This window comes from Streptomyces sp. NPDC057702 (assembly GCF_042799315.1).
GTDB lineage: Bacteria > Actinomycetota > Actinomycetes > Streptomycetales > Streptomycetaceae > Streptomyces.
Genome location: NZ_JBHVJC010000058.1, coordinates 1 through 25,227 on the forward strand (window position 1 = coordinate 1; position 25,227 = coordinate 25,227).

General features: G+C 75.9%; 23 protein-coding genes and 1 riboswitch. Of the genes, 10 read left to right on the forward strand and 13 right to left on the reverse strand.

Going from position 1 to position 25,227, the window contains the following annotated elements; translation table 11 throughout:
- Window positions 1-76 precede the first annotated feature (76 nt).
- The 5 genes from amaP to ACFVFR_RS30225 form a co-directional block, all read right to left on the reverse strand.
- Window positions 77-706 carry an alkaline shock response membrane anchor protein AmaP gene (gene amaP / locus ACFVFR_RS30205; RefSeq protein ID WP_383707507.1) on the reverse strand — a complete coding sequence of 210 codons (630 nt, stop codon included), beginning with the start codon at window positions 704-706 and terminating at the stop codon, window positions 77-79.
- Window positions 707-714: 8 nt separating this feature from the next.
- Window positions 715-1,407: a DUF6286 domain-containing protein gene (locus ACFVFR_RS30210; protein WP_383707558.1), complete on the reverse strand. Its 693-nt coding sequence runs from the start codon at window positions 1,405-1,407 to the stop codon at window positions 715-717.
- Window positions 1,408-1,523: 116 nt separating this feature from the next.
- Window positions 1,524-1,892 carry an Asp23/Gls24 family envelope stress response protein gene (locus ACFVFR_RS30215; protein WP_383707560.1) on the reverse strand — a complete coding sequence of 123 codons (369 nt, stop codon included), beginning with the start codon at window positions 1,890-1,892 and terminating at the stop codon, window positions 1,524-1,526.
- Window positions 1,893-1,901: 9 nt separating this feature from the next.
- Window positions 1,902-2,093 carry a hypothetical protein gene (locus tag ACFVFR_RS30220; RefSeq protein WP_184568946.1) on the reverse strand — a complete coding sequence of 64 codons (192 nt, stop codon included), beginning with the start codon at window positions 2,091-2,093 and terminating at the stop codon, window positions 1,902-1,904.
- Between the two features lie 44 nt (window positions 2,094-2,137).
- Entirely contained in the window at window positions 2,138-2,599 is a 462-nt protein-coding gene (locus tag ACFVFR_RS30225) for an Asp23/Gls24 family envelope stress response protein (RefSeq protein ID WP_383707510.1), read from the reverse strand.
- A 214-nt stretch (window positions 2,600-2,813) separates the two neighbouring features.
- On the opposite strand from ACFVFR_RS30225, the gene ACFVFR_RS30230 reads away from it, so the two are divergent.
- Window positions 2,814-3,839, forward strand: coding sequence for a hypothetical protein (locus ACFVFR_RS30230; RefSeq protein WP_383707512.1), 1,026 nt, complete (start codon window positions 2,814-2,816; stop codon window positions 3,837-3,839).
- 68 nt (window positions 3,840-3,907) lie between these two features.
- On the opposite strand, the gene ACFVFR_RS30235 is transcribed toward ACFVFR_RS30230, so the two are convergent.
- The 3 genes from ACFVFR_RS30235 to ACFVFR_RS30245 all read right to left on the reverse strand — a co-directional run bounded on the left by ACFVFR_RS30235 (window position 3,908) and on the right by ACFVFR_RS30245 (window position 7,031).
- Window positions 3,908-4,687 (reverse strand): enoyl-CoA hydratase/isomerase family protein, encoded by a 780-nt coding sequence (locus ACFVFR_RS30235; protein ID WP_383707514.1) that lies wholly within the window; start codon window positions 4,685-4,687, stop codon window positions 3,908-3,910.
- A 162-nt stretch (window positions 4,688-4,849) separates the two neighbouring features.
- On the reverse strand, window positions 4,850-5,071 hold the full coding sequence (locus ACFVFR_RS30240; RefSeq protein WP_176160981.1) for a helix-turn-helix domain-containing protein: 222 nt from the start codon (window positions 5,069-5,071) through the stop codon (window positions 4,850-4,852).
- 361 nt (window positions 5,072-5,432) lie between these two features.
- A complete protein-coding gene (locus tag ACFVFR_RS30245; protein WP_383707516.1) occupies window positions 5,433-7,031 on the reverse strand; it encodes an ABC-F family ATP-binding cassette domain-containing protein in 1,599 nt (532 codons plus the stop codon).
- A gap of 313 nt (window positions 7,032-7,344) precedes the next feature.
- Here ACFVFR_RS30245 and ACFVFR_RS30250 point away from each other — a divergent pair, with 313 nt between their 5' ends.
- A complete protein-coding gene (locus tag ACFVFR_RS30250; protein WP_383707518.1) occupies window positions 7,345-7,758 on the forward strand; it encodes a VOC family protein in 414 nt (137 codons plus the stop codon).
- A 40-nt stretch (window positions 7,759-7,798) separates the two neighbouring features.
- Here the strand turns inward: ACFVFR_RS30250 and ACFVFR_RS30255 are convergent, their stop codons facing one another.
- Entirely contained in the window at window positions 7,799-8,809 is a 1,011-nt protein-coding gene (locus ACFVFR_RS30255; protein ID WP_383707520.1) for a saccharopine dehydrogenase, read from the reverse strand.
- A gap of 105 nt (window positions 8,810-8,914) precedes the next feature.
- Here ACFVFR_RS30255 and ACFVFR_RS30260 point away from each other — a divergent pair, with 105 nt between their 5' ends.
- Window positions 8,915-9,505 carry a TetR/AcrR family transcriptional regulator gene (locus ACFVFR_RS30260; RefSeq protein ID WP_383707522.1) on the forward strand — a complete coding sequence of 197 codons (591 nt, stop codon included), beginning with the start codon at window positions 8,915-8,917 and terminating at the stop codon, window positions 9,503-9,505.
- A 353-nt stretch (window positions 9,506-9,858) separates the two neighbouring features.
- Here the strand turns inward: ACFVFR_RS30260 and ACFVFR_RS30265 are convergent, their stop codons facing one another.
- From ACFVFR_RS30265 to ACFVFR_RS30275, 3 genes are all read right to left on the reverse strand, one after another.
- Window positions 9,859-11,427: a hypothetical protein gene (locus ACFVFR_RS30265; RefSeq protein WP_383707524.1), complete on the reverse strand. Its 1,569-nt coding sequence runs from the start codon at window positions 11,425-11,427 to the stop codon at window positions 9,859-9,861.
- Window positions 11,428-11,878: 451 nt separating this feature from the next.
- A complete protein-coding gene (locus tag ACFVFR_RS30270; protein WP_383707526.1) occupies window positions 11,879-12,997 on the reverse strand; it encodes an alpha/beta hydrolase in 1,119 nt (372 codons plus the stop codon).
- A 341-nt stretch (window positions 12,998-13,338) separates the two neighbouring features.
- Complete coding sequence (locus ACFVFR_RS30275; protein WP_383707562.1) at window positions 13,339-13,977, reverse strand: class II aldolase/adducin family protein; 639 nt, start codon at window positions 13,975-13,977, stop codon at window positions 13,339-13,341.
- 824 nt (window positions 13,978-14,801) lie between these two features.
- Between ACFVFR_RS30275 and ACFVFR_RS30280 the strand changes: the two genes are divergently transcribed.
- From ACFVFR_RS30280 to ACFVFR_RS30310, 7 genes are all read left to right on the forward strand, one after another.
- Window positions 14,802-16,190, forward strand: a complete 1,389-nt coding sequence (locus ACFVFR_RS30280; protein WP_383707528.1) for an anion permease — start codon at window positions 14,802-14,804, stop codon at window positions 16,188-16,190.
- A 145-nt stretch (window positions 16,191-16,335) separates the two neighbouring features.
- A complete protein-coding gene (locus ACFVFR_RS30285; protein WP_383707530.1) occupies window positions 16,336-16,569 on the forward strand; it encodes a hypothetical protein in 234 nt (77 codons plus the stop codon).
- A gap of 167 nt (window positions 16,570-16,736) precedes the next feature.
- A riboswitch (cobalamin riboswitch) is annotated at window positions 16,737-16,868 on the forward strand.
- Between the two features lie 168 nt (window positions 16,869-17,036).
- Entirely contained in the window at window positions 17,037-18,038 is a 1,002-nt protein-coding gene (locus tag ACFVFR_RS30290; RefSeq protein ID WP_383707532.1) for a cobalamin biosynthesis protein, read from the forward strand.
- Complete coding sequence (locus ACFVFR_RS30295) at window positions 18,035-19,903, forward strand: cobyric acid synthase (RefSeq protein WP_383707534.1); 1,869 nt, start codon at window positions 18,035-18,037, stop codon at window positions 19,901-19,903. The genes ACFVFR_RS30290 and ACFVFR_RS30295 overlap by 4 nt, the downstream gene beginning before the upstream one ends.
- A complete protein-coding gene (locus ACFVFR_RS30300; protein WP_383707536.1) occupies window positions 19,903-22,131 on the forward strand; it encodes a putative cobaltochelatase in 2,229 nt (742 codons plus the stop codon). The genes ACFVFR_RS30295 and ACFVFR_RS30300 overlap by 1 nt, the downstream gene beginning before the upstream one ends.
- On the forward strand, window positions 22,131-22,727 hold the full coding sequence (gene cobO, locus ACFVFR_RS30305) for a cob(I)yrinic acid a,c-diamide adenosyltransferase (protein WP_383707538.1): 597 nt from the start codon (window positions 22,131-22,133) through the stop codon (window positions 22,725-22,727). Before ACFVFR_RS30300 ends, cobO begins: the two co-directional genes overlap by 1 nt.
- A complete protein-coding gene (locus tag ACFVFR_RS30310) occupies window positions 22,721-24,226 on the forward strand; it encodes a cobyrinate a,c-diamide synthase (protein ID WP_383707540.1) in 1,506 nt (501 codons plus the stop codon). Before cobO ends, ACFVFR_RS30310 begins: the two co-directional genes overlap by 7 nt.
- A gap of 125 nt (window positions 24,227-24,351) precedes the next feature.
- Here the strand turns inward: ACFVFR_RS30310 and ACFVFR_RS30315 are convergent, their stop codons facing one another.
- Complete coding sequence (locus ACFVFR_RS30315; protein ID WP_383707542.1) at window positions 24,352-25,152, reverse strand: ZIP family metal transporter; 801 nt, start codon at window positions 25,150-25,152, stop codon at window positions 24,352-24,354.
- Window positions 25,153-25,227 lie beyond the last annotated feature (75 nt).

Here is a 25,227-nt window from a genome sequence, read left to right on the forward strand (position 1 = left end):
GTACAGGTCGTGACCCGCCGCCCCGCCCGCGCCCACTCACCCACCCGTCGGCCCGCCGCGCCAAGCTCGCGCCGCCTCAGCTCACCCGCTCCGCGCGGTGACGTGCGGCGCGCAGTCGTACCTCGGCGGGCAGCCGGGTCAGGCCCGCCGAGGCGCGGGCGTGTTCCAGGGCCTCGGCGCGCAACTGGGCCAGCGCCTCGGCCGGTTGGGCGTGTGCGGCGAGCACGAGCCTGACCCGGGCCTCGGGGGCGGTGCGGCGTCCGCGCAGCGTGACGTGCGCGCGGTCGACGCCCTCCATCGCCTCCGCCTCGGCGGCCAGCACGCTCTCCAGCGCCCGCCCCCGCAGCAGCGCGCCCTCTCCCTCGCCGCTGTCCACCAGCACCTCGCCCAGCCGGCGCCGGCGCACCTGGGCCAGCAGCCACCACAGCGCCAGCAGCACCAGGACCGCCAGACCGGCGATGACGGCGGGCCACCACCAGCCCTCGTCCCGCCAGCGCCGCCGGTCCTCGTGGGTCAGCAGGACGTCGTCGGGCCCGTCGAAGGGCCAGTTCCCGGGCAGGCTGAAGCCGCACCGACGCGGCAGGTCGAGCCCGCCGACCAGGACGGCGGCTCCCAGCGCGAGGAGGAGCAGCCCGGCCAGGGCGAGGAGTGCCCGGTTGACGACCCGTACGCGGGTGCGTCCCACCCGTACCGGCTTCGCCGCCATCGTCCGCCTCATCTCCTCGTCGGCCGTCGGACCTGGACGCGCAGCCCCGGTCGCCGTGCCAGGCCCAGCGCTCGCACGCCGTCGTCCAGCGCGGCGTCCAGGTCGGAGCGCACCTCGTCCAGTTCCCGGAAGTGTGCCTGGGCCCGCACCCTGACCCGGCGGCGCCCGGCGTCCACGCGTACGGTCCGCACGCCGGGGACCTCCATGGCGCGGTCCCGGAGCACCAGCGCCGCCGCCGAGCGGTCGAGCCCGGCCCGGATCTCCGGGTCGGGGCGCATCGGCAGGACACCGCGCCGGCCCGGGGTGAGGGCCAGGACGATCAGCCACAGGCCCAGCGCCATCGCGACCGCGGCGCCGGTCACGATCCAGACGTCGTCCAGGGGGCGGGTGGCCAGTTCGTCGCCGAGCCGTCGGCGCCAGCGCATCGCGGCACGATCGGCGCGGACGGCGGCCACGTCGTAGAGCAAAAGCCCGCTGGCGCCGAGGACGACGAGCGCGAGCAGGGCCGAGGGCAGGCGTCGGCTGGCCCAGAAGCGCCGGGCGCGTTCGGGCGCGCCGGCGGCCGGGGTGTACCGGGCGTACGCCGCGATCGGCTCCGCCGCGCCCTCGGTGGCATCCGCCCCGGGTCCTTCGCGGTCGCCCTCGGGAGCGGCGGGACCCGGGGGCGTGGCGTCGCCGCCCGGGGGGACCTTGGCCAGCAGCGGCGGCCGACGGGCGGCCTCCGCCTCGGCCCCGCCGTCGCCGTCGGGGGCCGGGGCCTGGTCGGGGCGGCGGGCGGCGGGGTCCCGGCCCGCGTCGGCGGTGGGTTCGTCCTCGCTCAACGCACCCTCCCCCAGCCGGCGTCCTCCCGACGTGACGTGCGCAGTCGCTCGACCGTGACCGCCACCTCCCGTACGTCCATGCCCGCCAACGCCCTCACCCGGCCGCTCACCTGACGACGCACGGCGCCGCACCGGGCGCCGATGTCGCAGGGGTAGCCGAGTTCGACGGCGACCCGGACCCGGGCCTCGCCCCGCAGCCCGTCGCGACCGGGCCGGTCGCGCACGGCGACGGCGGCACTCGGGGGCCGGCCACCGGGCCCGCGCACCTCGCGGGCGTCGGGCAGCGCCTCCCGGGCCGCCTGGGAGGCGATCTTCGCGATGACCCGGTCGGCGATCCGTGTCGAGCCCCGTTCAGCGGAACGCACCACGCGGCCTCACCGCCGCCTGCCGTCGCGCTCGCGGGGGCGGAAGAAGTCGCCCAGCTCCAGTTCTCCGTCGAGGAACTTGCCCGCCACGAAACCGATCAGTCCCAACGCCGCCACCAGGAGAAAGGCGCCGAAGCCGCCGAAGTACCCGGCGAAGCCCAGTGCCATTCCGGCGGCCAAGCCGACCACGGCCATGCTCATCGTGTCCTCCCTAGCCTCCACCGCGTGCGGTCGGTCCGGCCCGGCTACTGGAGCCGCGACTCGGGCTCGTCGTCCTGCTCGTCGGGCAGTTTCACATCGCTGACCACGATGTTGACCTCGACGACCTCCAGGCTGGTCATGCGCTCCACCGCGGAGATGACATCTTCTCGCACGGCCCGCGTGACGTCGCCGATGGAGACGCCGTAATCCACCACGATCTCCAGGTCCAGTGCCGTCTGCACCTCGCCGACCTCGGCCTTGACGCCACGGGTGACGGACCGTCCGCCGCCGGGGACCCGGTCGCGCACGGCGCCGAAGGTACGCGCGAGGCCGCTGCCCATGGCGTGCACGCCGGGCACCTCGCGGGCGGCCATGCCGGCGATCTTCTCCACGACGCCGTCGGCGATCGTCGTCTTGCCTCGGGAAGCGGGGGCGCCGCCGCCCTTGGGAGTCGAGGCTCCCGGAGCCGTGGTGCCCGCCTGCTGCTTCTCTGCCGTGTCCGCCATCGCCCATCGTCCCTTTCCGCAGAAGCCCTCAGGGAGCGGCCTGATCGTTCCTTGTGCCACCGTAGGCGGGCCGCCGGCGAACCGCCCCTCGGGACGTGGCAGTCGTGCGAACGCCGCCCGCGCGGGTGGGTCGCGGCCGGGCGGCGCGCTTCGGTACGGCAGGGTGGGCGGCGGGCTCAGGTGGTCGTCCGTACGACGGGAAGGGTGGCGGGTCGTGGTGGCAGACGCGTTGGCACGGGCGGTACGTCAGCAACTGGGGCTCGGCAGACTGCTGCCGCTCGGTGTGGCGCGGGACGGCGCGTGGCTGACCGAGCACGCGGCCACGGCCGTGCTGCGCGCGGCGGCGGCGGGCGTGCCCGAGGTGCGCGTGACCGCGCTGCACGTGGACCTGCTCGCCCCCCAGAGCGCGGCGGAGCCCACCGTTCCGCCGCCGCCCACGGCGCTGCCGCCAGGTCCGCTGCGGGTGACGGGCGAGTTCCTCGCGGCGGCGGACCAGCCGCTGCCCGCCTCGGCCGAGCGGTTGCGTGCGGCGCTGCACGCGGCGGCCGTCGACGGTCTCGGCCTGGTCGTCGGCGCGGTGGACCTGCGGGTGACGGGACTGTTGGAGCAGCCGTGGACCGAGCCGGCGGGCGCCCCGGAACGCGCTCCGGACGCCCAGGACGAGGGCGCGGCCGCCCCGGACGGCGGCCCTGGCTCTGAGGCCGGTGCCGGGCGGGCGCCGGTGGTGGCCCGGCCCGGATCGAGCGCCGCCGTCGAGGCGCGGATCGCCACGGCCGTGACGGGTGTGCCCGGGGTCGCGCGGCTGGCGCCGGCGCTGGGTGGCCTGACCCGCCCGGTACGCGTCGAGGGCCCGCGCGACCCGGCCGGTGACAGCGTGGACGGGTCCGCCACCGGGGCCACCGACGCGTCGCCGGCCGGCCCGGGCTGGGGCGCTTCGGGCACGGCCGGGCTCGAGGCCGCGCGACACGCGCAGGTTCAGGTGGCCGTGGCGGCGGGGCACCGGGCCGTCGAGGTGGCCCGCGCCGTACGCGCCGCCACCCTCTCCGCCCTGCTGGCCGAGGCCCCGGGGCGGGCGACGGTGGCAGTGCTGGTCACGGCCGTGGAGACGGGCGGGACGAGCGCCGGAGAGCAGGTGCGGGCGCCCGGGACCGGAGCGCGGCCCGCAAGCGCGCCGCGGACCACGACCGCTGCCGTGGCCACCGGCGCCGAACACCCGGTGCGTTCGGTGGACCCGACCTAGGAGACGGGCGCGCGCCGGGGCGGCCAGCGGGGGTGGTCGGCTCGACCCCGGCGGCCCGCTTCGCCCACTTACTCGGCCGGTTCGGCCAGTTCGCGCAGTCGGCGTCCCTGGGCGGCGCGCTCGGCCGCCCGCTGCTCGTCGAAGGTGCGCCCCAGCGCGCCGCGCAGCAGCGCCTTCGTCTCGATCACGGCGTCGCGGGGCGCGGCCAGCAGCGCGGCGGCCAGGTCGCGCGTGGTCGCGTCGAGTTCGGCGGCGGGGACGACGAGGTTGGCCAGCCCGGTGCGCTCGGCCTCCTCGGCGTGCACGAACCGACCGGTGGCGCAGATCTCCAGCGCGCGGGCGTAGCCCACCAGGGAGACCAGGGGGTGGGTGCCGGCGAGGTCCGGCACCAGCCCAAGCGTGGTCTCGCGCATCGCGAACTGCGCGTCGTCGGCGCAGATGCGCAGGTCACAGGCGAGCGCGAGCTGGAATCCGGCACCGATGGCATGGCCTTGGACGGCGGCGACGCTCACGATGTCGTTGCGCCGCCACCAGGTGAACGCCTCCTGGTACGCGGCGATGGTCGCGTCCAGGTCCGCCTCGGAGGCGCGTCCCAACTCGGCGAACGAGGGCTCACCGTCGAAGCCCTCGGGCGTGAACGCCTGTCGGTCGAGGCCGGCGGAGAAGGACGCACCCTCTCCGCGCAGCACCACGACGCGCACGCTGCCCGGCAGCGACCGCCCGGCCTCTATCAGGGCCCGCCACAGTGCGGGCGTCTGAGCGTTGCGCTTGGCCGGATTGGTCAGGGTCACCGTGGCGATGGCGTCATCGACGGTCAGGCGTACGCCGTCCGTGTCGAGCAGGGTCACAGAAGCCTCCGGTCGGTCGGCAGCGGTCACTGCGGTCGTAAGTTAACTGCACAGTAACCACTGGACCGACCGGATCGCCGGCCGGGTGCCGCCGTTGACGCAGTCGCTCCGCCGTGACGACATGACACTGGCTCGAACCAGACGGGATCGCGGGAATACGCGTCAGGTCGAGGCGGCTTTCTTCCCTCGTGTCGCTCCGCCGCGACCACGCAGCGTTACGCCTGATTCGCTGAGCATTCGGTGCACGAAGCCGTAGGAGCGGCCGGTCTCCTCGGCCAGCGCTCGAATGCTCGCACCGGAGTCGTACTTCTTCTTGAGGTCTGCCGCGAGCTTTTCGCGCGCGGCGCCGGTTACCCGGCTGCCCTTCTTCAGAGTCTCGGCCACCCGTGCCTCCTCATGGGAAGTGCGCTATGGGACTCTCATGATCACCCCTAGCCGCGCTCCTGGCCACCCATTCGACAAGGTCCGCGCGACGAGCTTGCCGTCCGTGAGCGGCCACTACCGGGCCGGAACGCGGAATTCCCGTGCTCGTCACGTGTGCGTCCATTCGGAGTGCGCGGCGAAGCGGCAGGTCAGAGACGACGCCAGCGGGCCGCCCGGGAAGCGCCGGACGCTACTCTGCGTGCGCATGCGCGGCTGGCGTGGGCGCGCCGGGGGATGAACCCTTCTCACCCAGATGAAGGATCACGCCTCGGCCGAATGATCCATAACACTTGGATCAAGCCGTGCATTCCCGCTCCGGACGTCAGGCCAGCGCGACGAGGTCCGCGTAGTCCTGGCCCCACAGGTCCTCCACGCCGTCGGGCAGCAGGATGATGCGCTCGGGCTGGAGCGCGTCCACCGCGCCCTCGTCGTGGGTGACCAGCACGACCGCGCCGGTGAAGGTGCGCAGCGCGCCGAGGATCTCCTCGCGGCTGGCCGGGTCCAGGTTGTTCGTCGGCTCGTCGAGCAGGAGGACGTTGGCCGAGGAGACGACGAGCGTGGCCAGCGCGAGCCTGGTCTTCTCGCCGCCGGACAGGACGCGCGCGGGCTTGTCGACGTCGTCGCCGGAGAACAGGAACGATCCGAGCGTCTTGCGGATGTCCACCAAGTCCAGGTCGGGCGCGGAGGAGCGCATGTTCTCCAACACCGTGCGGTCCGGGTCGAGTGTCTCGTGCTCCTGTGCGTAGTAGCCGAGCTTGAGGCCGTGGCCGGGGGTGACGGCGCCGGTGTCGGGCTTCTCGACGCCGGCGAGCAGACGCAGCAGCGTGGTCTTGCCGGCGCCGTTGAGACCGAGGATCACCACGCGCGAGCCACGGTCGATGGCCAGGTCGACGTCGGTGAAGATCTCCAGCGATCCGTACGACTTGGACAGGCCCTCGGCGGTCAGCGGGGTCTTGCCGCACGGCGCGGGGGCGGGGAAGCGCAGCTTGGCGACCTTGTCGGAGACGCGCGCCTCCTCAAGTCCGGCCAGCAGTCGGTCGGCGCGGCGGGCCATGTTCTGCGCGGCCGTGGCCTTGGTGGCCTTGGCGCGCATCTTGTCGGCCTGCGAGTGCAGCGCTGCGGCCTTCTTCTCGGCGTTGGCCCGCTCGCGCTTGCGGCGCTTCTCGTCGGCCTCGCGCTGGGCCTGGTAGAGCTTCCAGCCCATGTTGTAGATGTCGATGTGGGCGCGGTTGGCGTCCAGGTAGAAGACCTTGTTGACGACCGTCTCGACCAGTTGGACGTCGTGCGAGATCACGACGAAGCCGCCCCGGTAGGTCTTCAGATAGTCCCGCAGCCACACGATGGAGTCGGCGTCCAGGTGGTTGGTCGGCTCGTCCAGGAGGAGCGTGTCGGCGTCGGAGAAGAGGATGCGGGCCAGCTCCACGCGGCGGCGCTGGCCACCGGAGAGCGTGTGCAGGGGCTGGCCGAGCACGCGGTCGGGCAGTCCGAGGCTGGCGGCGATGGTCGCGGCCTCGGCCTCGGCGGCGTATCCGCCCTTGGTGAGGAACTCCGTCTCCAGGCGCTCGTACCGCTTCATCGCCTTCTCGCGGGTGGCGCCCTTGCCGCCGGCCATCCGCTCCTCGTTCTCGCGCATCTTGCGCAGCACGACGTCGAGGTCGCGGGCGGAGAGGATGCGGTCCCGGGCGAGCACGTCCAGGTCGCCGGTGCGCGGGTCCTGCGGGAGGTAGCCGACCTCCCCGGAGCGGGTGATGGTGCCAGCGGCGGGCGCGCCCTCGCCCGCGAGGCACTTGGTGAGCGTGGTCTTGCCCGCGCCGTTGCGGCCGACGAGCCCGACGCGGTCGCCCCTGGCGATACGGAACGAGGCGGACTCGATGAGAACTCGGGCGCCTGCGCGCAGCTCAAGGCCATTGGCGGTGATCACGGGAAAGACTCCAGGGCGAAAAACGGACGGCGGAAGGGACAGGCGCGCGACCACGACCGGACGCGGCGCACTGGGCGATGACGGCGGCCGACGCACTCACGAGAACGGGGCGGGGCCGGGCGGAAGCCGTCTAGTGCGCGGGGAGAATGGCCATGCGGACCACTGTAGCGGTGCGCGGCAAGTGCTTTTCCTGGGGGACGACGGGAACGCGCCGCTCCGGGCGCTGTCGTACCCCGGTGCCAGACTGTGAAGCGAGTCACAGCCAGCGGGCGCCGTACGTCGTCGCGTCCGGCACACCGGGAAGGTGATCACCATGACAGCCGCGTCCACCGGGCACCCGACGATCTACCCCACCCTTCTCTATCGCGACGCCCAGGCCGCGATCGCGCAGCTCACGACGGCTCTCGGGTTCACCAGACGGGTGGTGTACGAGGGTGAGGGCGGCACGGTCGCGCATGCGGAGCTGGCCCAGGGCAACGGCCTGGTGATGGTCGGCAGCCAGCGGGCGGAGGGCGTGTTCGGGGCGGCGATGGCGGGCGCCGGGCCGGCCGGTGTCTACGTGGTGGTCGAGGACACCGACGCGCACCACGCGCGGGCCCTGGAGCACGGCGCGGAGATCCTCCTGCCGCCCACCGACCAGCAGCACGGCTCGCGGGACTACATGGCGCGCGACCTGGAGGGCAATATCTGGAGCTTTGGCACCTACGTCCCGGGCGCGACCGGCTGACCCCGCGAGCGGCGCGGGGTCGGCCGGCCCGGCGCCGTGGCTAGCCGTCGGCGCGCGCGTCCACGAAGGTGGCACCGCCCGCCAGCATCCGCTCGACGGCGTACGCGGGATCGACGAGCGCCTCGGGGGTGTGCAGGCCCGGCGCGACGGGCGCGCCGCGCAGTGCGAGCAGCCGCTCGACGCCCAGGGCGATGCCGAGCGCGGTCAGGGGGCGTTGGCCCGCCGGGTGGACGAGGAAGTGGCTCGTCGTGGCCGGCGCACCGGCCGGGTCCGCGCCCTCGATGTCGATGCGGACCTCCAGCGAGGCGGGGCCGCCCCGGCGCCGGCCGGTGGAGGTGCCGACCGCGAAGGCGAAGCGGACGTCGGGCGCCCCGGTGGCGAGCGCGAGGCTGGGCACGTCGAGGATGGCGATGGCCTGGCCCGGCTGGACCGTACCGTCCGAGCCGGTCACGTCCACCTGGGCGTCGGCTCCCGAGACCCAGGTGAAGACGCCGTCGCGGCGGACCAGGCCGGCCGTGGTCACGGCGGACCAGCGCGCCAGGTCGGCGATGCCGGCGGGCCCACCGGTGTCCCGCTCGTCCAGTACGGCGCCGATCCGGACGGCGTCCACCCGGCCGAACGCGCGGGCCAAGTCCAGCACGGCCAGTGTCAGGCTGCCGGCGCACCAGTGGCTGGCGGTCAGGATCGGCGCGCTCGCGTGCTGGGCGCCCGCCACGACCTCCGGGGCGATGTCCACCAGGCCGCTGGAGAGGCTGAGGTAGGGCAGGCCGTGCCGCTGGGCGTAGCGCAGTCCGCACAGGCGCTCGTCCCACAGCGCCGCGACGACCGCCGCGTACCTCTCGTCGGCCGGTCGCCCGAGGTCGTCGCGGCGCAGGTCGACGGGGACGGCGGTGGCGGCGCCGAGGGTGTCGGCCACGCGCCGCGCGCGGTCGGTGTCGCGTCCGGCGATGGCCAGCGGCAGGGTCGGGTGCCACTGACGCAGGAGTTCGGCGGCTCCCGCGCCCGCCTGCCCCGAGCCGCCCAGGATGAGTACCGGTGCCTGGTGTTCCATGGTGCTCCCGCTCTCTCGAACTCTAGCTACATTTTGTAGCTTACATTCTGTAGCTAGACTGGGCCGCCCACACGTGGAAGCGGCACGGACCGCCAAGGAGAGGTGATGGCCAGACCTTCGAACCGCCTGTCCAAAGAGGCCAGGCGGGAGCAGTTGCTCGACGCCGCGCTGGGGCTCGTACGCGCGCGCGGTGCCGACGGCCTCACCCTGGTCACCCTCGCCGAGGCGGCCGGGGTGAGCCGGCCGATCGTCTACGACCACTTCGGCACCCGGGCCGGTCTGCTGCTGGCCCTCTACGGGCGGCTAGACGAGCGACACCGGGCGGCGTCGGCCCGCGCGTTGGCGGCTGCCGCGCCCCGGGCCGAGGCCATCGCCCGGGTCCTGAGCGGCGCGTACTTCGCCTGTGCCACCGATATGCCGGAGTTCGCCGCGGTCTCGGCCGCGCTGAAGGGGTCCCCCGAGCTGGAGACCGCCCAGCACGAACTGCTCGCCAGCTACACGCGGGCGATGGCCGCCGCCTTCGCCCCGCACTCGGCGCTCCCTCCGGAGGCGATCCGGCTGCGGTGCGTCGGCCTGCTGGGCGCGGCCGAGGCGCTGGCCGCCGAACTGAATCACGGCCGGACCACGGCCGAGGACGCGGTCACCACGCTGACCGACCTCCTGGTGAGCGGCCTGGCCACGGAGGCCGACCGCTGACGGAGGCCAGGAGTGGGCGGCGGGCCGGGCTGATCGCCCGACGACCGTGGGGGCGGCGGCCACCAGGGGGACGACGCCGGGAGCCGGCCACGGGAAGGCGGCGTCGGATGGTGGGGTCCCAAGGGGGCGGCATCGGATGGTGACGCCGGACTCCGCGCCGCCAGCCGGTGACGCCGGGGCCTGCGCGTGAGCGGGCTAGCGGCGGGCGGGCCGATGGCGGGCGGGTGGGACACGGGCGGAGGCGCCGGCCTGGCGATCCGCCGGTCGGCCTCCGGGCGGGGCCGGGGTGCCGGCGCGGTGGCGCCGGCACCGGGCGCGCCGCGCGCCGGCGACCTCTACCGGGGCCGGTCGGGTCACGTACCGCCCGTGTGCACCTGGAACGCGGCGCGGCGGACCGCCTTGGCCAGGGCCGGGTCGGGGTGGGCGGCGGCCAGGGCCACCAGCACCTGGACCGTACGCGGGTGGCCGATCTCGCGGACCTCGGCCAGCAGCGCGGGAACGGTGCCCTGCACGGCCGATTCGAGATGGCGTACCAGCAGTCTTATCTCCCCGTGGTCGGCGATCGCGGCGGCGGTGTCCACCCACAGCCAGGTGGCCTCCTCCCGGGTGAGCACCTCCAGCGTGTCCTCCGGGTCCGCGCCCGCCTGTTCGGCCAGCCAGAGCAGGGCGTAGGGGCGCAGTCGGGACTCGTCGACGGCGGCGCGCACGGCGGGTTCGGCCGGGGCGCCGACCACCCGCAGCGCCTCGAAGGCCAGGCCGCGCAGCAGCGCGTCGTCGCCTCGGGCGGCGTCGAGCAGTTCGGTGACCGCGCTGCCCACCGGGCGCGCGGCGAGCCAGGCGCGGTACTCGGCGCGGGCCGGCCCCGGGGTCAGCTGGGCGCAGCCGCGCAGCATGTCCTCGGCGTGCTGCTCGATGTTGCCCGCGGGGCTCTGCGCGGCGACGCAGATCTGCTCCAGCTTGACCCACACCGCCCAGTTGCCCAGGGCGGTCAGCTCGGCCTCGCGGTCCTCGACGTCGTCGGCATCGCGGACGACGAGCGCGCCGACCTCGGCGAGACCGCTCAACGCCCAGGTCAGCAGCTCCTCGGGGACCTCGCAGGCGACCTCGCCCACGTCGCCGTCCTCACGCGTCGCCCGCGCTGCGGCGGGCGCCGGCGCCGCGGCCACCTCGACGCCGACCCGTGGTCCGGGGAGCGGCTCGGGCAGGGCGGCGAGGTGCTCACCGGCCGGAGCGGGGTCCTGTTGGGAGGCGCGCTGGCCGTAGGGCACCTCGCAGCGCTCGGTGCGCAGCTCCACGACCCGCTTGCGCAGCAGGTCGAGCAGGGCCGGGAAGCCGACCGGGCCCGCCGAGAGCTGGAGCAGCGAGAGCAACTGCGGTACGGCCTCGATGACTTCGGCGACGGCGGGCGGGGCGGCCTCCTCACTGGTCCGGCCCCGCGGGCCGGGGCCGGCCGGCTGCCAGGGGCGGGCGATGGACCAGGCGTCGAAGAGCGCGACCCAGCCGCGCAGGACGGCCGAGTCGTCGCGGTCCCAGGCGCGCAGTCGCCAGCCGGCCCGCGCGGCGCCGCCGTGCAGTTCGATCAGACCGGCGAGTCTGGCCCGGTCCCAGTCGGCGCGTACGTGAGACGGCGTCAGGCCCAGGGCGGTGGCCGCGCGGTCGGCGGCCACATCGGACAGGACCCCGTACGCGCCGGGGCGCGGTGCCGCGTCGCCGTCCGGCTCGGCGGCGGCCCAGCGGGCGACGCGGGCGGCACCGGCGAGCGAGGCCCGTGCCTGGCGGGCAAGTTCCGCTGGTGGCGGTGTGCCCTCCGGTGGTCGTGGGGCGGGGCGGGCGCCGCGCTGCGGCACTGCCCTGCGAGCACCGGCGATCGGCCGGTGGGGGACGAGTCGGAGTCGGGAGTCGCGCGGGGTACGGGACGTCACAAGAGCAGTCTTGCCCCTGACGGCCCGAAAACCCAATCGGTGGTCATCCGGCCGCGTTCACGCAACGGGTGTGATGGTGGGGGCGAATGTGCCGCCGCGCTGCTCCGTTCGGGGGTCAACCGATACGAACGCGCTCGCGAGCCGAACATGACGGCGGGACGAAAGTCGGGCGAGGGCGGCGTGGTGCGCGAGTGAAGAGCGGTCTTCGACCGCGCTCGGAGGCCGCTCGTTCCCGGGGGCGCGCCCCGGGCGGATTGCCTCGCAGGCGAGGCGACCCGGCCGGGACCGCCCCACGCCCACCCGTCCGCTCCCTCCCCGGGCCGCGCCCGTCCGTTTCTTCCCCGGGCCGCGCCCGTCCGCTTCTCCGCCGGCCTCGCCCGTCCGCGCCGGCCGGGTGCGCGTCCGCGCCGGGTGCGCGTGGTCATGCCGCGTGACCCGGGGGCCGGGCGGCTCAGACCAGCGGGGTGAGGAAGCGGCGCAGGGCCTCCTCGTATCCGGCGGGGTCGGCGTTCCACATCGCCGCGTGCGGGGCGCGGGGCACGCTGCGCAGGGTGATGCGGTCGGGGCGGCGTTCGGCCAGCTCCCGCGAGGCGGCCCAGGGTGCCAGGTGGTCGTCGGGCCCGTGCACGATCAGCATCGGCAGATCGAGGTGGCCCGCGTCGGCCGCCTCCGCGAAGTGGTCCGCGTGCAGCGAGGCGCGGCCCTGTGCGGCGCGTACCGCCAGCGGCAGCAGGGGCGCCGGGGTGCCGCGCGCGGCGGCGACGGCGCGCAGGGTGGCCTGCCAGTCCAGGACGGGCGAGTCCAGGACGAGGCCGCTGATCAGGTGCCGTAGCGGGGAGTGGGCCGCGGTGTGCAGGGCCATCGAGGCGCCGGTGGACCAGCCGAAGAGCACGACGCGGCGCGCGCCGCGCTGGACGGCGTAGCGGACGGCCGCGTCCAGATCGCGCCATTCGGTGTGCCCGAGGTGGCTGACCTTGTCGGGCGACGGGGGCGCGCCGGCGTCGCCCCGATAGGTGATGTCGAGCACCGGGAGGCGCTTGTCGTGCAGGAATCCCATGACGACCAGCGGGTGTTCGCGCGAGCCGCCGAGGCCGTGTGCGGTGATCACCCACGTGTCGCGGGCGGCCGGCACGTACCAGGCGGGCAGCGGACCCAGTTCGCCCGGAATCTCCACGTCCTCGTAGTCGAGGCCCAGCGCCTGGCCGGGGTCGCCCGCGTACACCTGCGGGGTGAACCAGACGCGCGCGCCCGGCTCCAGCGTGCCGCGCGTGACCGACTCCAGACGGCGTACGACGCAGTCGGCGGGGTGCGGCGCGCCCTCGACGACCGGCCCGACGGCCGCGTGACAGCCGTCACCGGTCAGCCCGTAGGTGCCCGGGCGCTGGGAGGCCAGCGTGCGGGTCAGCGTGACCTGGCCCGCCGCGGTCGAGTGCACGGTCAGCCGGGGGTCGCCGGGCAGCGGGCGCCCGGGCGTGAGGGCAGCCCCGCTCGCGTACCGCCCGGCCAACACGGCCGTCCCGGCACCCAGCACGGTGGTGGCGGCCACGGCCGCCGCTGTACGCAGACGCATCGACCCCAGTGTGGGCGGCGAGCGCGACGCCGGCCAGTGGGCACGGGCCGGCGGGTGAGTGCGAACGGCCCGGCCGACACGGCGTGCCGGGCCGGGGCGGGGCGGGGCGCTGGAGTGGAGCCGGGACCGCTTCGGGGAGCTGGCGTGGTCGGGGGGAGGGCTCGTGGGTCGACCGGGGCGCGTGGGTCGACCGGCCGCCTCGGGTGGGCTGGCCCTCGGGTGCGCGGCGTGGGGGCTGGTCGGGAAGCGGGGGCACTGGTGAGGGTGTGCGCGCGGGGCTGGGTTGGGGGTGTGGGCGGTGGGGGGCGGTGGCTGGTGGCTTGAGGTGGGCGGTAGTGGGGCTACACGGGGGGCTGGCCGTAGGTGCGGAGGCGGGTGGTGGCCGCGTCGAGCTGGTCGGAGGTGAGGACGGTGGGGGTGTGGCCGGGGACGGTGGCCGCCGCGAGCCAGACCTGGCACATCCACTCCAGTTGGGCCGTGTGGTCGTACGCCCGGCGCAGGCTGTCGGCGTACACGATCGTCCCGTGGTTGCGCAGCAGGCAGCCGGTGCGGTCGCGCAGGGCGGCGAGGACGTGGTGGGCGAGTTCGTCGCTGCCGTAGAGGGCGTACGGGGCCACGCGGACGGGGCCGCCCAGCGCGCCCATCATGTAGTGGACGGCGGGGAGTTCCGTGACCAGCGTGGAGACGGCGGTGGCGTGCACGGCGTGCGTGTGGACGATGGCGCGGGCGTCGGTGGCACGGTAGATCGCCAGGTGCAGCGGGAGTTCGCTGGTGGGGCGACGGTGGCCGATGAGGATGCGGCCGTCGAGGTCGACGCCGACGACGTCCCGTGGCCCGAGTTCGTCGTACGGCACGCCGCTCGGGGTGACCAGCACGATGCCGCCCACCCGCGCCGAGACGTTGCCCGAGGTGCCGACGACCAGCCCCTCCCGCGTGGTGCGCCGGGCCGTGACGATCACCTCGCGCCAGGTCCGCGCCAGTTCGGCGGCCTCTTCCGCGTCCCCCGCGACGGCCGAGGAGGGGGCCCACGCCGACCGCGTGGGCGGGGGCGCGACGTCGGGGGCCAGCCGACGCGACGCGGATGGTGGGGCGGCGGCCGCACCCGGCGGGGGCGCGGCGTCCGGATCGGCCCGGTCCGGTGCGGGCGCCGCGTCCCGCCGTTCGTCTCGCTCGTCCGCCATGGGACCACCTCCGGGCCTGATCCTGTCAGGTCCCCGTCGCCCACGCGCCGGGCGGCGATCCGTGACCCGTGGCCGGGGCCCGGCCCGGGGCGGGTCCCACCGCTCGGAGCCCGCACCCCTTCGCCTCGCACCGCGCGGCCCCGCACAGCCGGCCTGCCACGGTCGGGGCCGAGCCCGCGACCCGTGACCCGCCTTCGGACGCGCGGCCGGCACCCCTCCTCCACCGCGCGGACTCGGCGCGTGAACCCGCGCCCCCGCCATCTGGCGGCGCGCCACGGTCCCGCGACGCCACCGCCCCAGCGCACCCGCGACCCGTAGCCCAGCACCCGCCGCCCACTCCTCGCGGGGTGTCACGGACCGTGCGAGCAGCCGCCTCATACGCGTGCCAGGAGAACCGGGAGGGGACATCCGATGTCCGCTACATGTACAGCGAATTGAGGCTTGCGGCAGGCTCGTATCGAGGCTCTGACCTGCGGGTTTAGGGCGGCCAATGGACGTCCCCCGCTGACCCCCTCCACACCCGCCGGGGCGCGTCACCACCAAGCCCCGCCTAGTTCATCTTCCGTTCACTCTTCGTACCTACGGTCGCCGGGACGTTGCTCCCTCAACGATTGCCTGGGTGAATGGAACACATCACGCTTCTCATCGGGATCGTGATCATCACGGCCTTGGTGTTCGACTTCACAAACGGCTTCCACGACACGGCCAACGCCATGGCCACCACCATTTCGACGGGGGCGCTGCGGCCGAAGACCGCGGTGGCCATGTCGGCGGTACTCAACCTCGTCGGCGCGTTCCTGTCGGTCGAGGTCGCCAAGACCATCTCCGGCGGCATCATCGACGAGGGGTCCGGTATCCAACCGGAAGTGATCTTCGCCGGTCTGGTCGGCGCCATCGTCTGGAACCTGTTGACCTGGCTCGCGGGGCTGCCCTCCAGCTCCTCGCACGCCCTCTTCGGCGGCCTGATCGGCGCCACCCTGGTCTCCGTCGGCATGGACGGGGTCAACGGCGACGCGGTCGTCATGAAGGTCCTCATCCCCGCGGTCGCGGCCCCGCTGGTGGCCGGCGTCGCCGCCCTGGTCGCCACCCGGCTCACCTACCGCATCGCCCGCGACCGCGACCCCCAGGACACCGCGAAGGGCTACCGCGCCGGGCAGATCGCCTCGGCCGCCCTGGTCTCGCTCGCGCACGGCACCAACGACGCGCAGAAGACGATGGGCGTCATCACCCTGGCCCTGGTCACCGGCGGCGTCGTCGCGCCCGCCTCGGACCCGCCGATGTGGGTCATCGTCTCGGCCGGCCTGGCCATCGCGCTCGGCACCTACCTCGGCGGCTGGCGCATCATCCGCACCATGGGCAAGGGACTCACCGACATCCAGCCGCCGCAGGGCTTCGCCGCCCAGACCGGCGCCGCGACCGTGATCCTGGCCTCCTCGCACCTGGGCTTCGCGCTCTCCACCACCCAGGTCTGCTCCGGTTCCGTGATGGGCTCGGGCCTGGGTCGCAAGGGTGGCGTGGTCCGCTGGTCCACCGCCGGACGGATGGTCGTCGCCTGGGGCCTCACGCTCCCGGCCGCCGGGCTGGTCGCCGGCGCCGCCGCGCTCCTGGCCGACCAGGGCGACTGGGGCGTGGCCACGGTCGCCGTACTGGCCGTCATCGCCTGCGGCGCCATCTGGCTGGCCTCGCGTCGCCAGCCGATCGACCACACCAACGTCAACGACATCGAGGACGCCACCACCACGCCGGCCCCGGTCGCCGTGACCGTGGCCGCCCCCGGCGCGGCCGGCGTCGCCGCCGAGCCGGTCGGGGTGGTGACCGCCGCCGTCCGCAGCGTCGCCCCGCCGCCCACCGAGGCGGCACTCGCCCAGTCCGCCACCGACCCCGCGCCGCGACCGACCGACGTCACGGGCCCGCCGATGACCGACGCCGTACCGGCGCAGCCCACCGGCGCCGACCGGCAGGCGCGCCAGGACGCGGCGTCCGCCACCCCCACCCCGGCCGCCACGGTCTGACCGCCCACCGCCCGACCACGGCCCCGTGGGTCGGACCGGCCGGGAGTCCGGCCCGACCCGCGCGGGGGCGTGCCGGCGGCGCGAACCGCCCGAGCCGGGCGGGGCATGACGAGACAGCCACCGCAGACGACAAGGAAGCAGTGCCATGAACATCGACTGGGCCGCACTCGGTCAGGTCTTCGGCGTGAGCCTGGTGGTGACCGTCGCCATGGTCGGCGTCTTCACCCTCGGCATCGTCGGCACCTCGGCCAAGCCCTCCTCCGACGCGGCGACCGGCACGGCCTCGGGCCCCGGCGCGCTGGCCCGCTCCGGCGCGTACGCGTGCTTCGCGCTGTGCGCGGCGGCCGTGGCGTACGGGATCTATCTGATCGTCGCCTGAACCCAGGCGCACCCGGGGCGGATGGTCGACCGTGACCGTCCGCCCCGACCCGTGCCGTGCGCGACGCGGGGTCGGCGGCGCCCGTCGGGGCGTCCCGTCGCAGGTCAACGGCGAGTTGACGGGTCTTCCCGGGCCGTGGTGGACTGCCGGGGCCAAACGGCGACAGCAGAGGAAGCCGGTGTGAGTCCGGCGCGGTCCCGCCACTGTCACCGGGGAGCGCTCCCCCAGCGCATGGTCACGGCTCGCACCCGCGGGCTGGAAGGCCGGGGTGCGGCGTCGATCCGGGAGCCAGGAGACTCTCGTCGCCGATCACGTCGAGCCAGGGCGCGGACCCTGAGTGAGGACACACCGCCATGGCCTGCCGCCGCCCAGCGCCCCCCGTCCCGCCGCCAGCCGGCCGCCGCCCCGTGGGCGCGCGGCGCGGTGCGGCGCCCCTCCCCCGCCGAGGCACGAGCGCGAACTGACCGATGCGTACCCCTTCCTTCGCGTACGCCTGCGGTGCCGCCCTCGGCTTCCTCGGTGACCGGATCGTCGGCGATCCACGGCGCGCCCACCCGGTGGCCGCGTTCGGGCGCGCCGCCGGTGCCGTGGAGCGGCGGCTGTGGCGCGACGACCGGGGGCGCGGAACGCTGCACACCGCCGTGTGCGCGGGCGGCGCCGTGCTCGCCGGGGCCCTGTTGACGCGCGCCGTGGGCCGCCCGAGCGGCCGGCCCGGGGCTCCTGTCGGGCGTGCCCGTCTCGCCGGCGAGGTGGCGCTGACCGCCGCCGCCACCTGGACGGTGCTCGGCGGCACCTCGCTCGGCCGCGAGGCCCGGGCGATCGGTGCCGCGCTGGCCGCGCGGGACGTGACGGCGGCCCGGGACGCGCTGCCCCGGCTGTGTGGCCGCGACCCGCAGGCCCTGGACGCCCAGCAGATGGCGCGGGCGGTGGTGGAGTCGGTCGCCGAGAACACCTCGGACGCGGTGGTCGGCGCCCTGGTGTGGGGCGCGGTCGGCGGCGTACCGGGACTGCTCGGCTTTCGGGCCGTGAACACCCTGGACGCGATGGTCGGCCACCGCTCGCCGCGCTACCTGCGGTTCGGCTGGGCCTCGGCCCGGCTCGACGACATGGCCGGCTGGCCCGGCGCGCGGCTCACCGCCGCCCTGACCGTCCTCGCCGGGCCCGACCCGCGCGCCGCCTGGCGCACCGTACGGCGCGACGCGCGCCGCCATCCGAGCCCCAACGCGGGCCCGGTGGAGGCGGCGTTCGCCGGAGCGCTCGGCGTACGGCTGGGCGGCACGCTCGCCTACGCCGGTCGCGTCGAGCACCGGCCGGTACTCGGCGGGCACGGGCGGCCGGTCGAGGTGGCCGACATCGAACGGGCCGTACGGCTCTCGCGGCGGGTGAGCGCGCTCGCCCTGGTGGTGACCGTCGCGGGACGCCTCGCGTACGACGCCCTCACCGTGGGCACGCACCAGGGGGACCGATGAGAGGGGTGGGGCGCGTGGGCGGCGGACTGCTGGTCGCCGGGACGACGTCGGACGCCGGCAAGAGCGTCGTGACGGCGGGCATCTGCCGCTGGCTGGTACGCCAGGGCGTGAAGGTCGCGCCGTTCAAGGGGCAGAACATGTCCCTCAACTCCTTCGTCACCCGCGAGGGCGCGGAGATCGGGCGGGCGCAGGCGATGCAGGCGCAGGCCGCCCGCGTGGAGCCGACCGCGCTGATGAACCCCGTGCTGCTCAAGCCGGGCGGCGACCGTTCCAGCCAGGTCGTGCTGCTGGGCAGGCCGGTGGGCGAACTCAGCGCGCGCGGCTTCTTCGGCGACCGGCGGCCGGGAGCGGACGGCGCGGACGGGACGGGCCCCCTGCCAGGCGGGCGGGAGCAGCTCTTCGAACCGGTCGTGGCCTGCCTGGAGGAGCTGCGGCGCACGTACGACGCGGTGATCTGCGAGGGCGCGGGCAGCCCGGCGGAGATCAACCTACGGCGCACCGACATCGTGAACATGGGCATCGCGCGGGCCGCCCGGCTGCCGGTGGTGGTGGTCGGGGACATCGACCGGGGCGGGGTCTTCGCCCAGTTCTTCGGCACCACCGCGCTGCTCTCGCCCGAGGACCAGGAGCTGGTCGCCGGGTATCTGGTCAACAAGTTCCGGGGCGACGTGAGCCTGCTCGCGCCGGGCCTGGACATGTTGCGCGGACTCACCGGGCGGCCCACCTACGGCGTCCTGCCGTACGCGAGCGGCCTGGGCATCGACGAGGAGGACGGGCTGCGGGTCTCGCTGCGCGGCGCGGTGCGCGAGGCTCCGGTGGCGCCGCCGGTGGGCGAGGACGTGCTGCGGGTGGCGGTGTGCGCCGTGCCGCTGATGTCCAACTTCACGGACGTGGACGCGCTGGCGGCCGAGCCCGGGGTGCTCGTGCGCTTCGTCGACCGGCCCGCCGAGTTGGCCGACGCCGACCTGGTCGTGGTGCCGGGCACGCGCGGCACGGTGCGCGCCCTGGACTGGCTGCGCGAACGGGGGCTGGCCGACGCGCTGGCCCGCCGCGCCACGCAGGGCCGGCCGGTGCTCGGCATCTGCGGCGGCTTCCAGGTGCTGGGCGAGCGGATCGAGGACGACGTCGAGTCGCGGGCGGGCACCGTCGCGGGGCTCGGGCTGCTGCCGGTACGGGTGCGGTTCGCGCGCGAGAAGACGCTGGCCCGGCCGACCGGTCGGGCACTGGGCGAGCACGTGGCGGGTTACGAGATCCACCACGGGGTGGCCGAGGTCACGGGCGGGACCGCGTTCCTGGACGGCTGCCGGGTGGGCTCGGTGTGGGGCACGCACTGGCACGGGTCGTTGGAGAGTGACGGGTTCCGCCGGGCCTTCCTGCGCGAGGTCGCCGAGGCGGCCGGCCGTCGCTTCGTCCCCGCGCCCGACACGTCCTTCGGGGCGCTGCGCGAGGAGCAGCTCGACCGCCTCGGCGACCTGATCGAGGAGCACGCGGACACCGACGCGCTGCTGCGGCTCATCGAGCAGGGGCCGCCCGCCGGGCTGCCCTTCGTCCCCCCGGGCGCCCCCGTCCTCCCGACCCCGCCGTCCACGCCCGCGCCGCCCTCCCCGTCCGGCGCCGACCAGGCGCTTGCCGCGCCCCGCGCGCACCAGGCGCCCCACCCGGGTCAGGCACCCCACCCGGGTCAGGCGCCCCGCGCGGCCGGCGCGCCGTTCGAACCCGGGCCGCCCGCGCCGCGCGCCACCGCGCCGACCGCGCCGACCGCCGAGCACTCCCGCGAGCGCGGGGACCGGGCCGACGCGGTGGCCGAGGCCACCGCCGACGCCACACCCCGCCAGAGCACCACCCGCGAAAGGGGCACCAGCTGATGACCTCGGCCACCTACCCGTTCACCGCCGTCGTCGGCATGGCCGACATGCGGCTCGGCCTGCTGCTCAACGCCGTCTCGCCCGCGATCGGCGGCGTCCTGGTGCGCGGCGAGAAGGGCACCGCGAAGTCGACCATGGTGCGCGGCATCGCCTCGCTGCTGCCCACCCTCGACACCGTTCCCGGCTGCCGGTTCTCCTGCGACCCGGCCGCGCCCGACCCGGGATGCCCGGACGGCCCGCACGAGCCCGGCCCCGCCGCCACGCGCCCCTCACGCCTGGTGGAGCTGCCCGTCGGCGCCTCCGAGGACCGTCTGGTGGGCGCGCTGGACATCGAGCGGGCCCTGGCGGACGGCGTGAAGTCCTTCGAGCCGGGGCTGCTCGCGGACGCGCACCGCGGCATCCTCTACGTCGACGAGGTCAACCTCCTCCACGACCACCTGATCGACCTGCTGCTGGACGCCGCCGCCATGGGTTCCTCGTACGTGGAGCGCGAGGGCGTCTCCGTCCGGCACGCCGCGCGGTTCCTGCTGGTGGGCACCATGAACCCGGAAGAGGGCGAGCTGCGCCCGCAGTTGCTGGACCGGTTCGGGCTGACGGTGGAGGTCGCGGCCTCCCGCGAGCCCGACGAGCGCGTGGAGGTGGTGCGGCGCCGGCTGGCGTACGAGGAGGACCCGGCCGCCTTCGCCGCCCGCTGGGACCCGAGCGAGGCCGAGCTGCGCGAGCGGATCGCCGCCGCCCGCGCGCTGCTGCCCCGGGTGGTGCTGGGCGACGGGGCGCTGCGGCAGATCGCCGCCGTGTGCGCGGCCTTCGAGGTGGACGGGATGCGCGCCGACATCGTCACCGCGCGCACGGCCAGCGCGCTGGCCGCCTGGGCCGGGCGTACCGAGGTCGGCACCGAGGACGTACGCCAGGCCGCGCTGCTCGCGCTGCCGCACCGCCGGCGGCGCAACCCCTTCGACGCGCCGGGCCTGGACGAGGACAAGCTGGACCAGATCCTGGACGCGTACCAGCCCGAGCCCGCCGACCAGCGGCCCGAGGAGGGCGAGGGGGACGGCGACGACGATCCGGACCCCGACGGCCCCGGTGGCGGCCAGGCGCCCGACGACGGGCCCGCGCCCGGCGAGGGCGGGCAGGGCGGCGGGCCCGAGCGGCCGGGGGACGCGCCGCCCGTGCCGGAGCAGCGCGCGGACGGCGCGCCGCCGGCGGAGGGGCCCGGGTCGGAGCCGGAGCAGGCACCCGCGCGCGACGAGGGCGGCGAGGGTCAGGGCGTGGACGCGCGGGGCGCGGCGCCGGAACGGCCGGCCGTCGCGGCGGGCGAGCCGTTCGCCGCGCGGATGCTGGACGTGCCGGGGCTGGGCGAGGGCGCGGCCGGGCGGCGCTCGCGGGCGCGTACCGCGCACGGGCGCACCACCGGCTCGCGCCGCCCGCGCGGCACGCTGGGCACGCTGCACCTGTCGGCCACGGTCCGGGCCGCCGCCCCGCACCAGCGGGCCCGGGGTCGGACGGGGGCGGGGCTGGTGCTGCGCCGCGACGATCTGCGCGAGGCGGTACGCGAGGGCCGCGAGGGCAACCTGGTGCTCTTCGTGGTGGACGCCTCCGGGTCGATGGCCGCGCGGCAGCGGATGAGCGCGGTCAAGGGGGCCGTGCTGTCGCTGCTGCTCGACGCCTACCAGCGACGGGACAAGGTCGGCCTGGTCACCTTCCGGGGCCGGGAGGCGGAGCTGGCGCTGCCGCCGACCTCGTCGGTGGACGCGGCGGCCACCCGCCTGGAGCGACTGCCCACCGGTGGGCGCACGCCGCTGGCCGCCGGGCTGCTGACAGCCCGTGAGGTGCTGCGGGTGGAGCGGCTGCGCGACCCCTCGCGCCGCCCGCTGCTGGTGGTGGTGACCGACGGTCGCGCCACGGGCGGCGACCAGCCGGTGGCCCGGGCCACGCGCGCGGCCGGGCTGCTGGCGGCGGACGGGGTGGCCTCGGTGGTCGTGGACTGCGAGTCGGGGTTGGTGCGCCTCGGGCTGGCCGCGCGGCTGGCCGCCGACCTGCGCGGTCCCGCGGTGACCCTGGACGAGTTGCGCGCGGACAGCGTCACGGCGCTGGTCCGCGGGGCGCGCGCGGCACGCGACGGCGGCGCCGCGCCCGCCCGGCACGACCGCACGACGACCGCGCACGAGCCCCGCTCGCGGGGCGCGCGGCCGGGACGAGGCATCGACATCACGGAGAGGGTCGCGTAATGCCACAGGGAAAGCCTTCGGTGGTCCCCGAGGACGGGCTCACCACGCGTCAGCGCCGTAACCGGCCGCTGGTGTTCGTGCACACCGGCGTCGGCAAGGGCAAGTCGACGGCCGCCTTCGGGCTCGCGCTGCGCGCCTGGAACCAGGGCTGGCCGGTGGGGGTGTTCCAGTTCGTGAAGTCGGCGAAGTGGAAGGTCGGCGAGGAGCGGGCGCTGCGGGTGCTCGGCGACTCCGGAGAGGGTGGCACCGTCGCCTGGCACAAGATGGGCGAGGGCTGGTCGTGGGTCCAGCGCGACCTGGCCTCCAGCGAGGAGGCGGCGCGCGAGGGCTGGGAGCAGGTCAAGCGCGACCTGGCGGCCGAGACGTACAAGCTCTACGTGCTGGACGAGTTCGCCTACCCGATGCACTGGGGCTGGGTGGACGTCGACGAGGTGGTGGCCACGCTGCGGGAGCGGCCCGGCACCCAGCACGTGGTGATCACCGGGCGCAACGCCCCCCAGCCGCTGGTGGACTTCGCCGACCTGGTCACCGACATGTCCAAGGTCAAGCACCCGATGGACACCGGTCAGAAGGGCCAGCGGGGCATCGAGTGGTGACAGGCACCACCACCGTCCCGCGCCTGGTCGTCGCCGCGCCCGCGTCCGGCAGCGGCAAGACGACCGTGGCGACCGGGCTGATGGCGGCCTTCGCGGCGAGCGGCCTGACCGTCTCACCGCACAAGGTCGGCCCGGACTACATCGACCCCGGCTACCACGCGCTGGCCACCGGCCGCCCGGGCCGCAACCTGGACGCCTACCTGTGCGGCCCGCGGGCCCTGCCGGGCCTGTTCGCGCACGGCGCGCGGGACGCGGACCTGGCCGTGGTCGAGGGCGTGATGGGGCTGTTCGACGGGGCCGCGCACCAGGGCGAACTGGCCTCCACGGCCCAGGTCGCCAAGGTGCTGCGCGCCCCGGTGGTGCTGGTCGTGGACGCCGCGTCGCAGTCGCGCTCGGTGGCCGCGCTGGTGCACGGCTTCGCGTCCTGGGACCCGGAGGTACGCCTCGCCGGGGTGATCCTCAACAAGGTCGGCTCGGACCGGCACGAGGAGTTGCTGCGCGAGGCGCTCTCGGGCTCGGGCGTGCCGGTCCTGGGGGCGCTGCGCCGGGTGGGCGCCGTCCACACCCCCAGCCGGCACCTGGGCCTGGTCCCGGTGGCCGAACGGCACACGGAGGCGGTGGAGTCGGTGGCCGCGCTGGCCGACCGGGTCCGCGCGGGCTGTGACCTGCCGGCCCTGCTGGAGCTGGCCCGCTCGGCTCCCCCGCTGCCGGGCCCTGCGTGGGACCCGGCCCGCGCCGTGGCCGAGGCGCGCACCGGAGACGAGGCCGCGCGCGAGCGGGCGCCGGGCGCGCCCGGCGGGGCGCGGCCCGTGGTGGCCGTCGCCGGCGGCTCGGCGTTCACCTTCTCGTACGCCGAACACGCCGAACTCCTCGCCGCCGCCGGCGCCGAGGTCGTCACCTTCGACCCGCTGCGCGACGAGAAGCTGCCGGCGGGCACGCGCGGGCTGGTCATCGGCGGCGGCTTCCCGGAGATGTACGCGGCCGAGCTGTCGGCCAACACGCCGCTCCGCGCGGCCGTCGCGGAACTGGCCGCCTCCGGCGCGCCGATCGCCGCCGAGTGCGCCGGCCTGCTGTACCTGGCCCGTTCGCTCACACCCGAGCCGGACCGGGAGGCCGGCGCGCCGCTGCCGATGTGCGGCGTCCTGCCGGCCGACGCCCGCATGTCGGGCCGGCTGACGCTGGGCTACCGCGAGGCCGTCGCCCTGTCGCCCAGCCCGCTGCTACCGGTCGGCGCCCGGGTGCGCGGCCACGAGTTCCACCGCACGCTGATCACACCGAGCGCGGGCGGCGACGCCGTGGACGAGGGCGGCGCCGACGTCGCCCCGGACACCGGCCGGGCCACGGCGGCCGGCGCGGCGCTGCCCGCCTGGGGGGTCGTACGCCCCCGCCGCCAGGTCGAGGGGTTCGTACGCGGCGGGGTGCACGCCTCGTACCTGCACCTGCACTGGGCGGCCACGCCCGAGATCGCGGACTCCTTCGTACGGAGCTGCGCGCCGTGAGACCCGCGGCATCCGGCGCGGGGCGAGGCGGCCCCGACGCCGGGCCCACCCCCGCGCCCGGCCCGCCCCGGTGGTGGCTGGCGCGCGCCGCGTCGGCCGCCGCGAGCGGCCGGTGGGCGTGGGGCTCAGCCCGCGGCGCCGACCACGAGCCACACGAAGCCCACGCCCGCCACGGTGCAGCCCAGCGTGCTCAGCGCCGGGTGGTCGTGGTGTGCCTCGGGCAGGATGTCGGCCGCGGCCAGATAGAGCAGGACCCCGCCGAAGAAGCCCAGGTAGATGCCGAGTACCTGGTCGGGCACGGTGAACAACAGCGTGGACGCGGCGCCGATCACCGGCGCGAGGGCGTCGGCCCCGAGCATGAGCGCGGCCCGGCGCCGCGCGTTCCCGTACAGGCTGGTGAGGGTGTACGTGTTGAAGCCGTCCGCGAAGTCGTGCGCGATCACGGCGACCGCGACAGCCACCGTCATCTCGTCGCTGACCTGGGCGGCGAGCCCCAGCGCGACGCCGTCCATGGCGCTGTGCCCGACCATGGCCGCGGCGGCGGTGAGTCCGACCTGCGGCGCGCGCCCCGGCAGGGCGCTGGGCCCGGCCGGCGTCCCCGGCGCGGCGCTGGCACCCGGGCCGTCGCGGGCCACCGGTCGCGCGGGCTGCACCACGTGGTGGGCCGCGACCCGCTCGGCCAGCAGCCGTTCCACCGCGTGGGCGAGCAGGAACCCGCCGACGAAGCAGAGCAGGGCGGCGGGTACGCCGTAGATCTCCTGCCCGGCCACCTCCAGCGCCTCGGGCAGCAGGTCGAGCCCCACCACGCCGAGCATCAGGCCACCCGCCAGCCCCAGGATCAGGTGCCTGCGGTCGGTGACGCGGTGGGCGGTCCAACCGCCGAGCAGCGTCATCACCAGCGCGCCCAGCGCGATCACCACCGGCACGGACTCGCTCCTTCCACCCTCGCCGGGCCCACAGCCGACCCGGCCTCCTCGTCGCTCCCGGGCCGCCCGCGAGGT

Coding starts and splice junctions, on each gene's coding strand:
- cobO (WP_383707538.1), top strand. CDS start 22,131: ATGCCACAGGGAAAGCCTTCGGTGGTCCCCGAGGACGGGCTCACCACG.
- ACFVFR_RS30220 (WP_184568946.1), bottom strand. CDS start 2,093: ATGAGCATGGCCGTGGTCGGCTTGGCCGCCGGAATGGCACTGGGCTTC.
- ACFVFR_RS30270 (WP_383707526.1), bottom strand. CDS start 12,997: ATGCGTCTGCGTACAGCGGCGGCCGTGGCCGCCACCACCGTGCTGGGT.
- ACFVFR_RS30255 (WP_383707520.1), bottom strand. CDS start 8,809: ATGGAACACCAGGCACCGGTACTCATCCTGGGCGGCTCGGGGCAGGCG.
- ACFVFR_RS30290 (WP_383707532.1), top strand. CDS start 17,037: ATGCGTACCCCTTCCTTCGCGTACGCCTGCGGTGCCGCCCTCGGCTTC.
- ACFVFR_RS30260 (WP_383707522.1), top strand. CDS start 8,915: ATGGCCAGACCTTCGAACCGCCTGTCCAAAGAGGCCAGGCGGGAGCAG.
- amaP (WP_383707507.1), bottom strand. CDS start 706: ATGGCGGCGAAGCCGGTACGGGTGGGACGCACCCGCGTACGGGTCGTC.
- ACFVFR_RS30225 (WP_383707510.1), bottom strand. CDS start 2,599: ATGGCGGACACGGCAGAGAAGCAGCAGGCGGGCACCACGGCTCCGGGA.
- ACFVFR_RS30285 (WP_383707530.1), top strand. CDS start 16,336: ATGAACATCGACTGGGCCGCACTCGGTCAGGTCTTCGGCGTGAGCCTG.
- ACFVFR_RS30280 (WP_383707528.1), top strand. CDS start 14,802: ATGGAACACATCACGCTTCTCATCGGGATCGTGATCATCACGGCCTTG.
- ACFVFR_RS30300 (WP_383707536.1), top strand. CDS start 19,903: ATGACCTCGGCCACCTACCCGTTCACCGCCGTCGTCGGCATGGCCGAC.
- ACFVFR_RS30250 (WP_383707518.1), top strand. CDS start 7,345: ATGACAGCCGCGTCCACCGGGCACCCGACGATCTACCCCACCCTTCTC.
- ACFVFR_RS30295 (WP_383707534.1), top strand. CDS start 18,035: ATGAGAGGGGTGGGGCGCGTGGGCGGCGGACTGCTGGTCGCCGGGACG.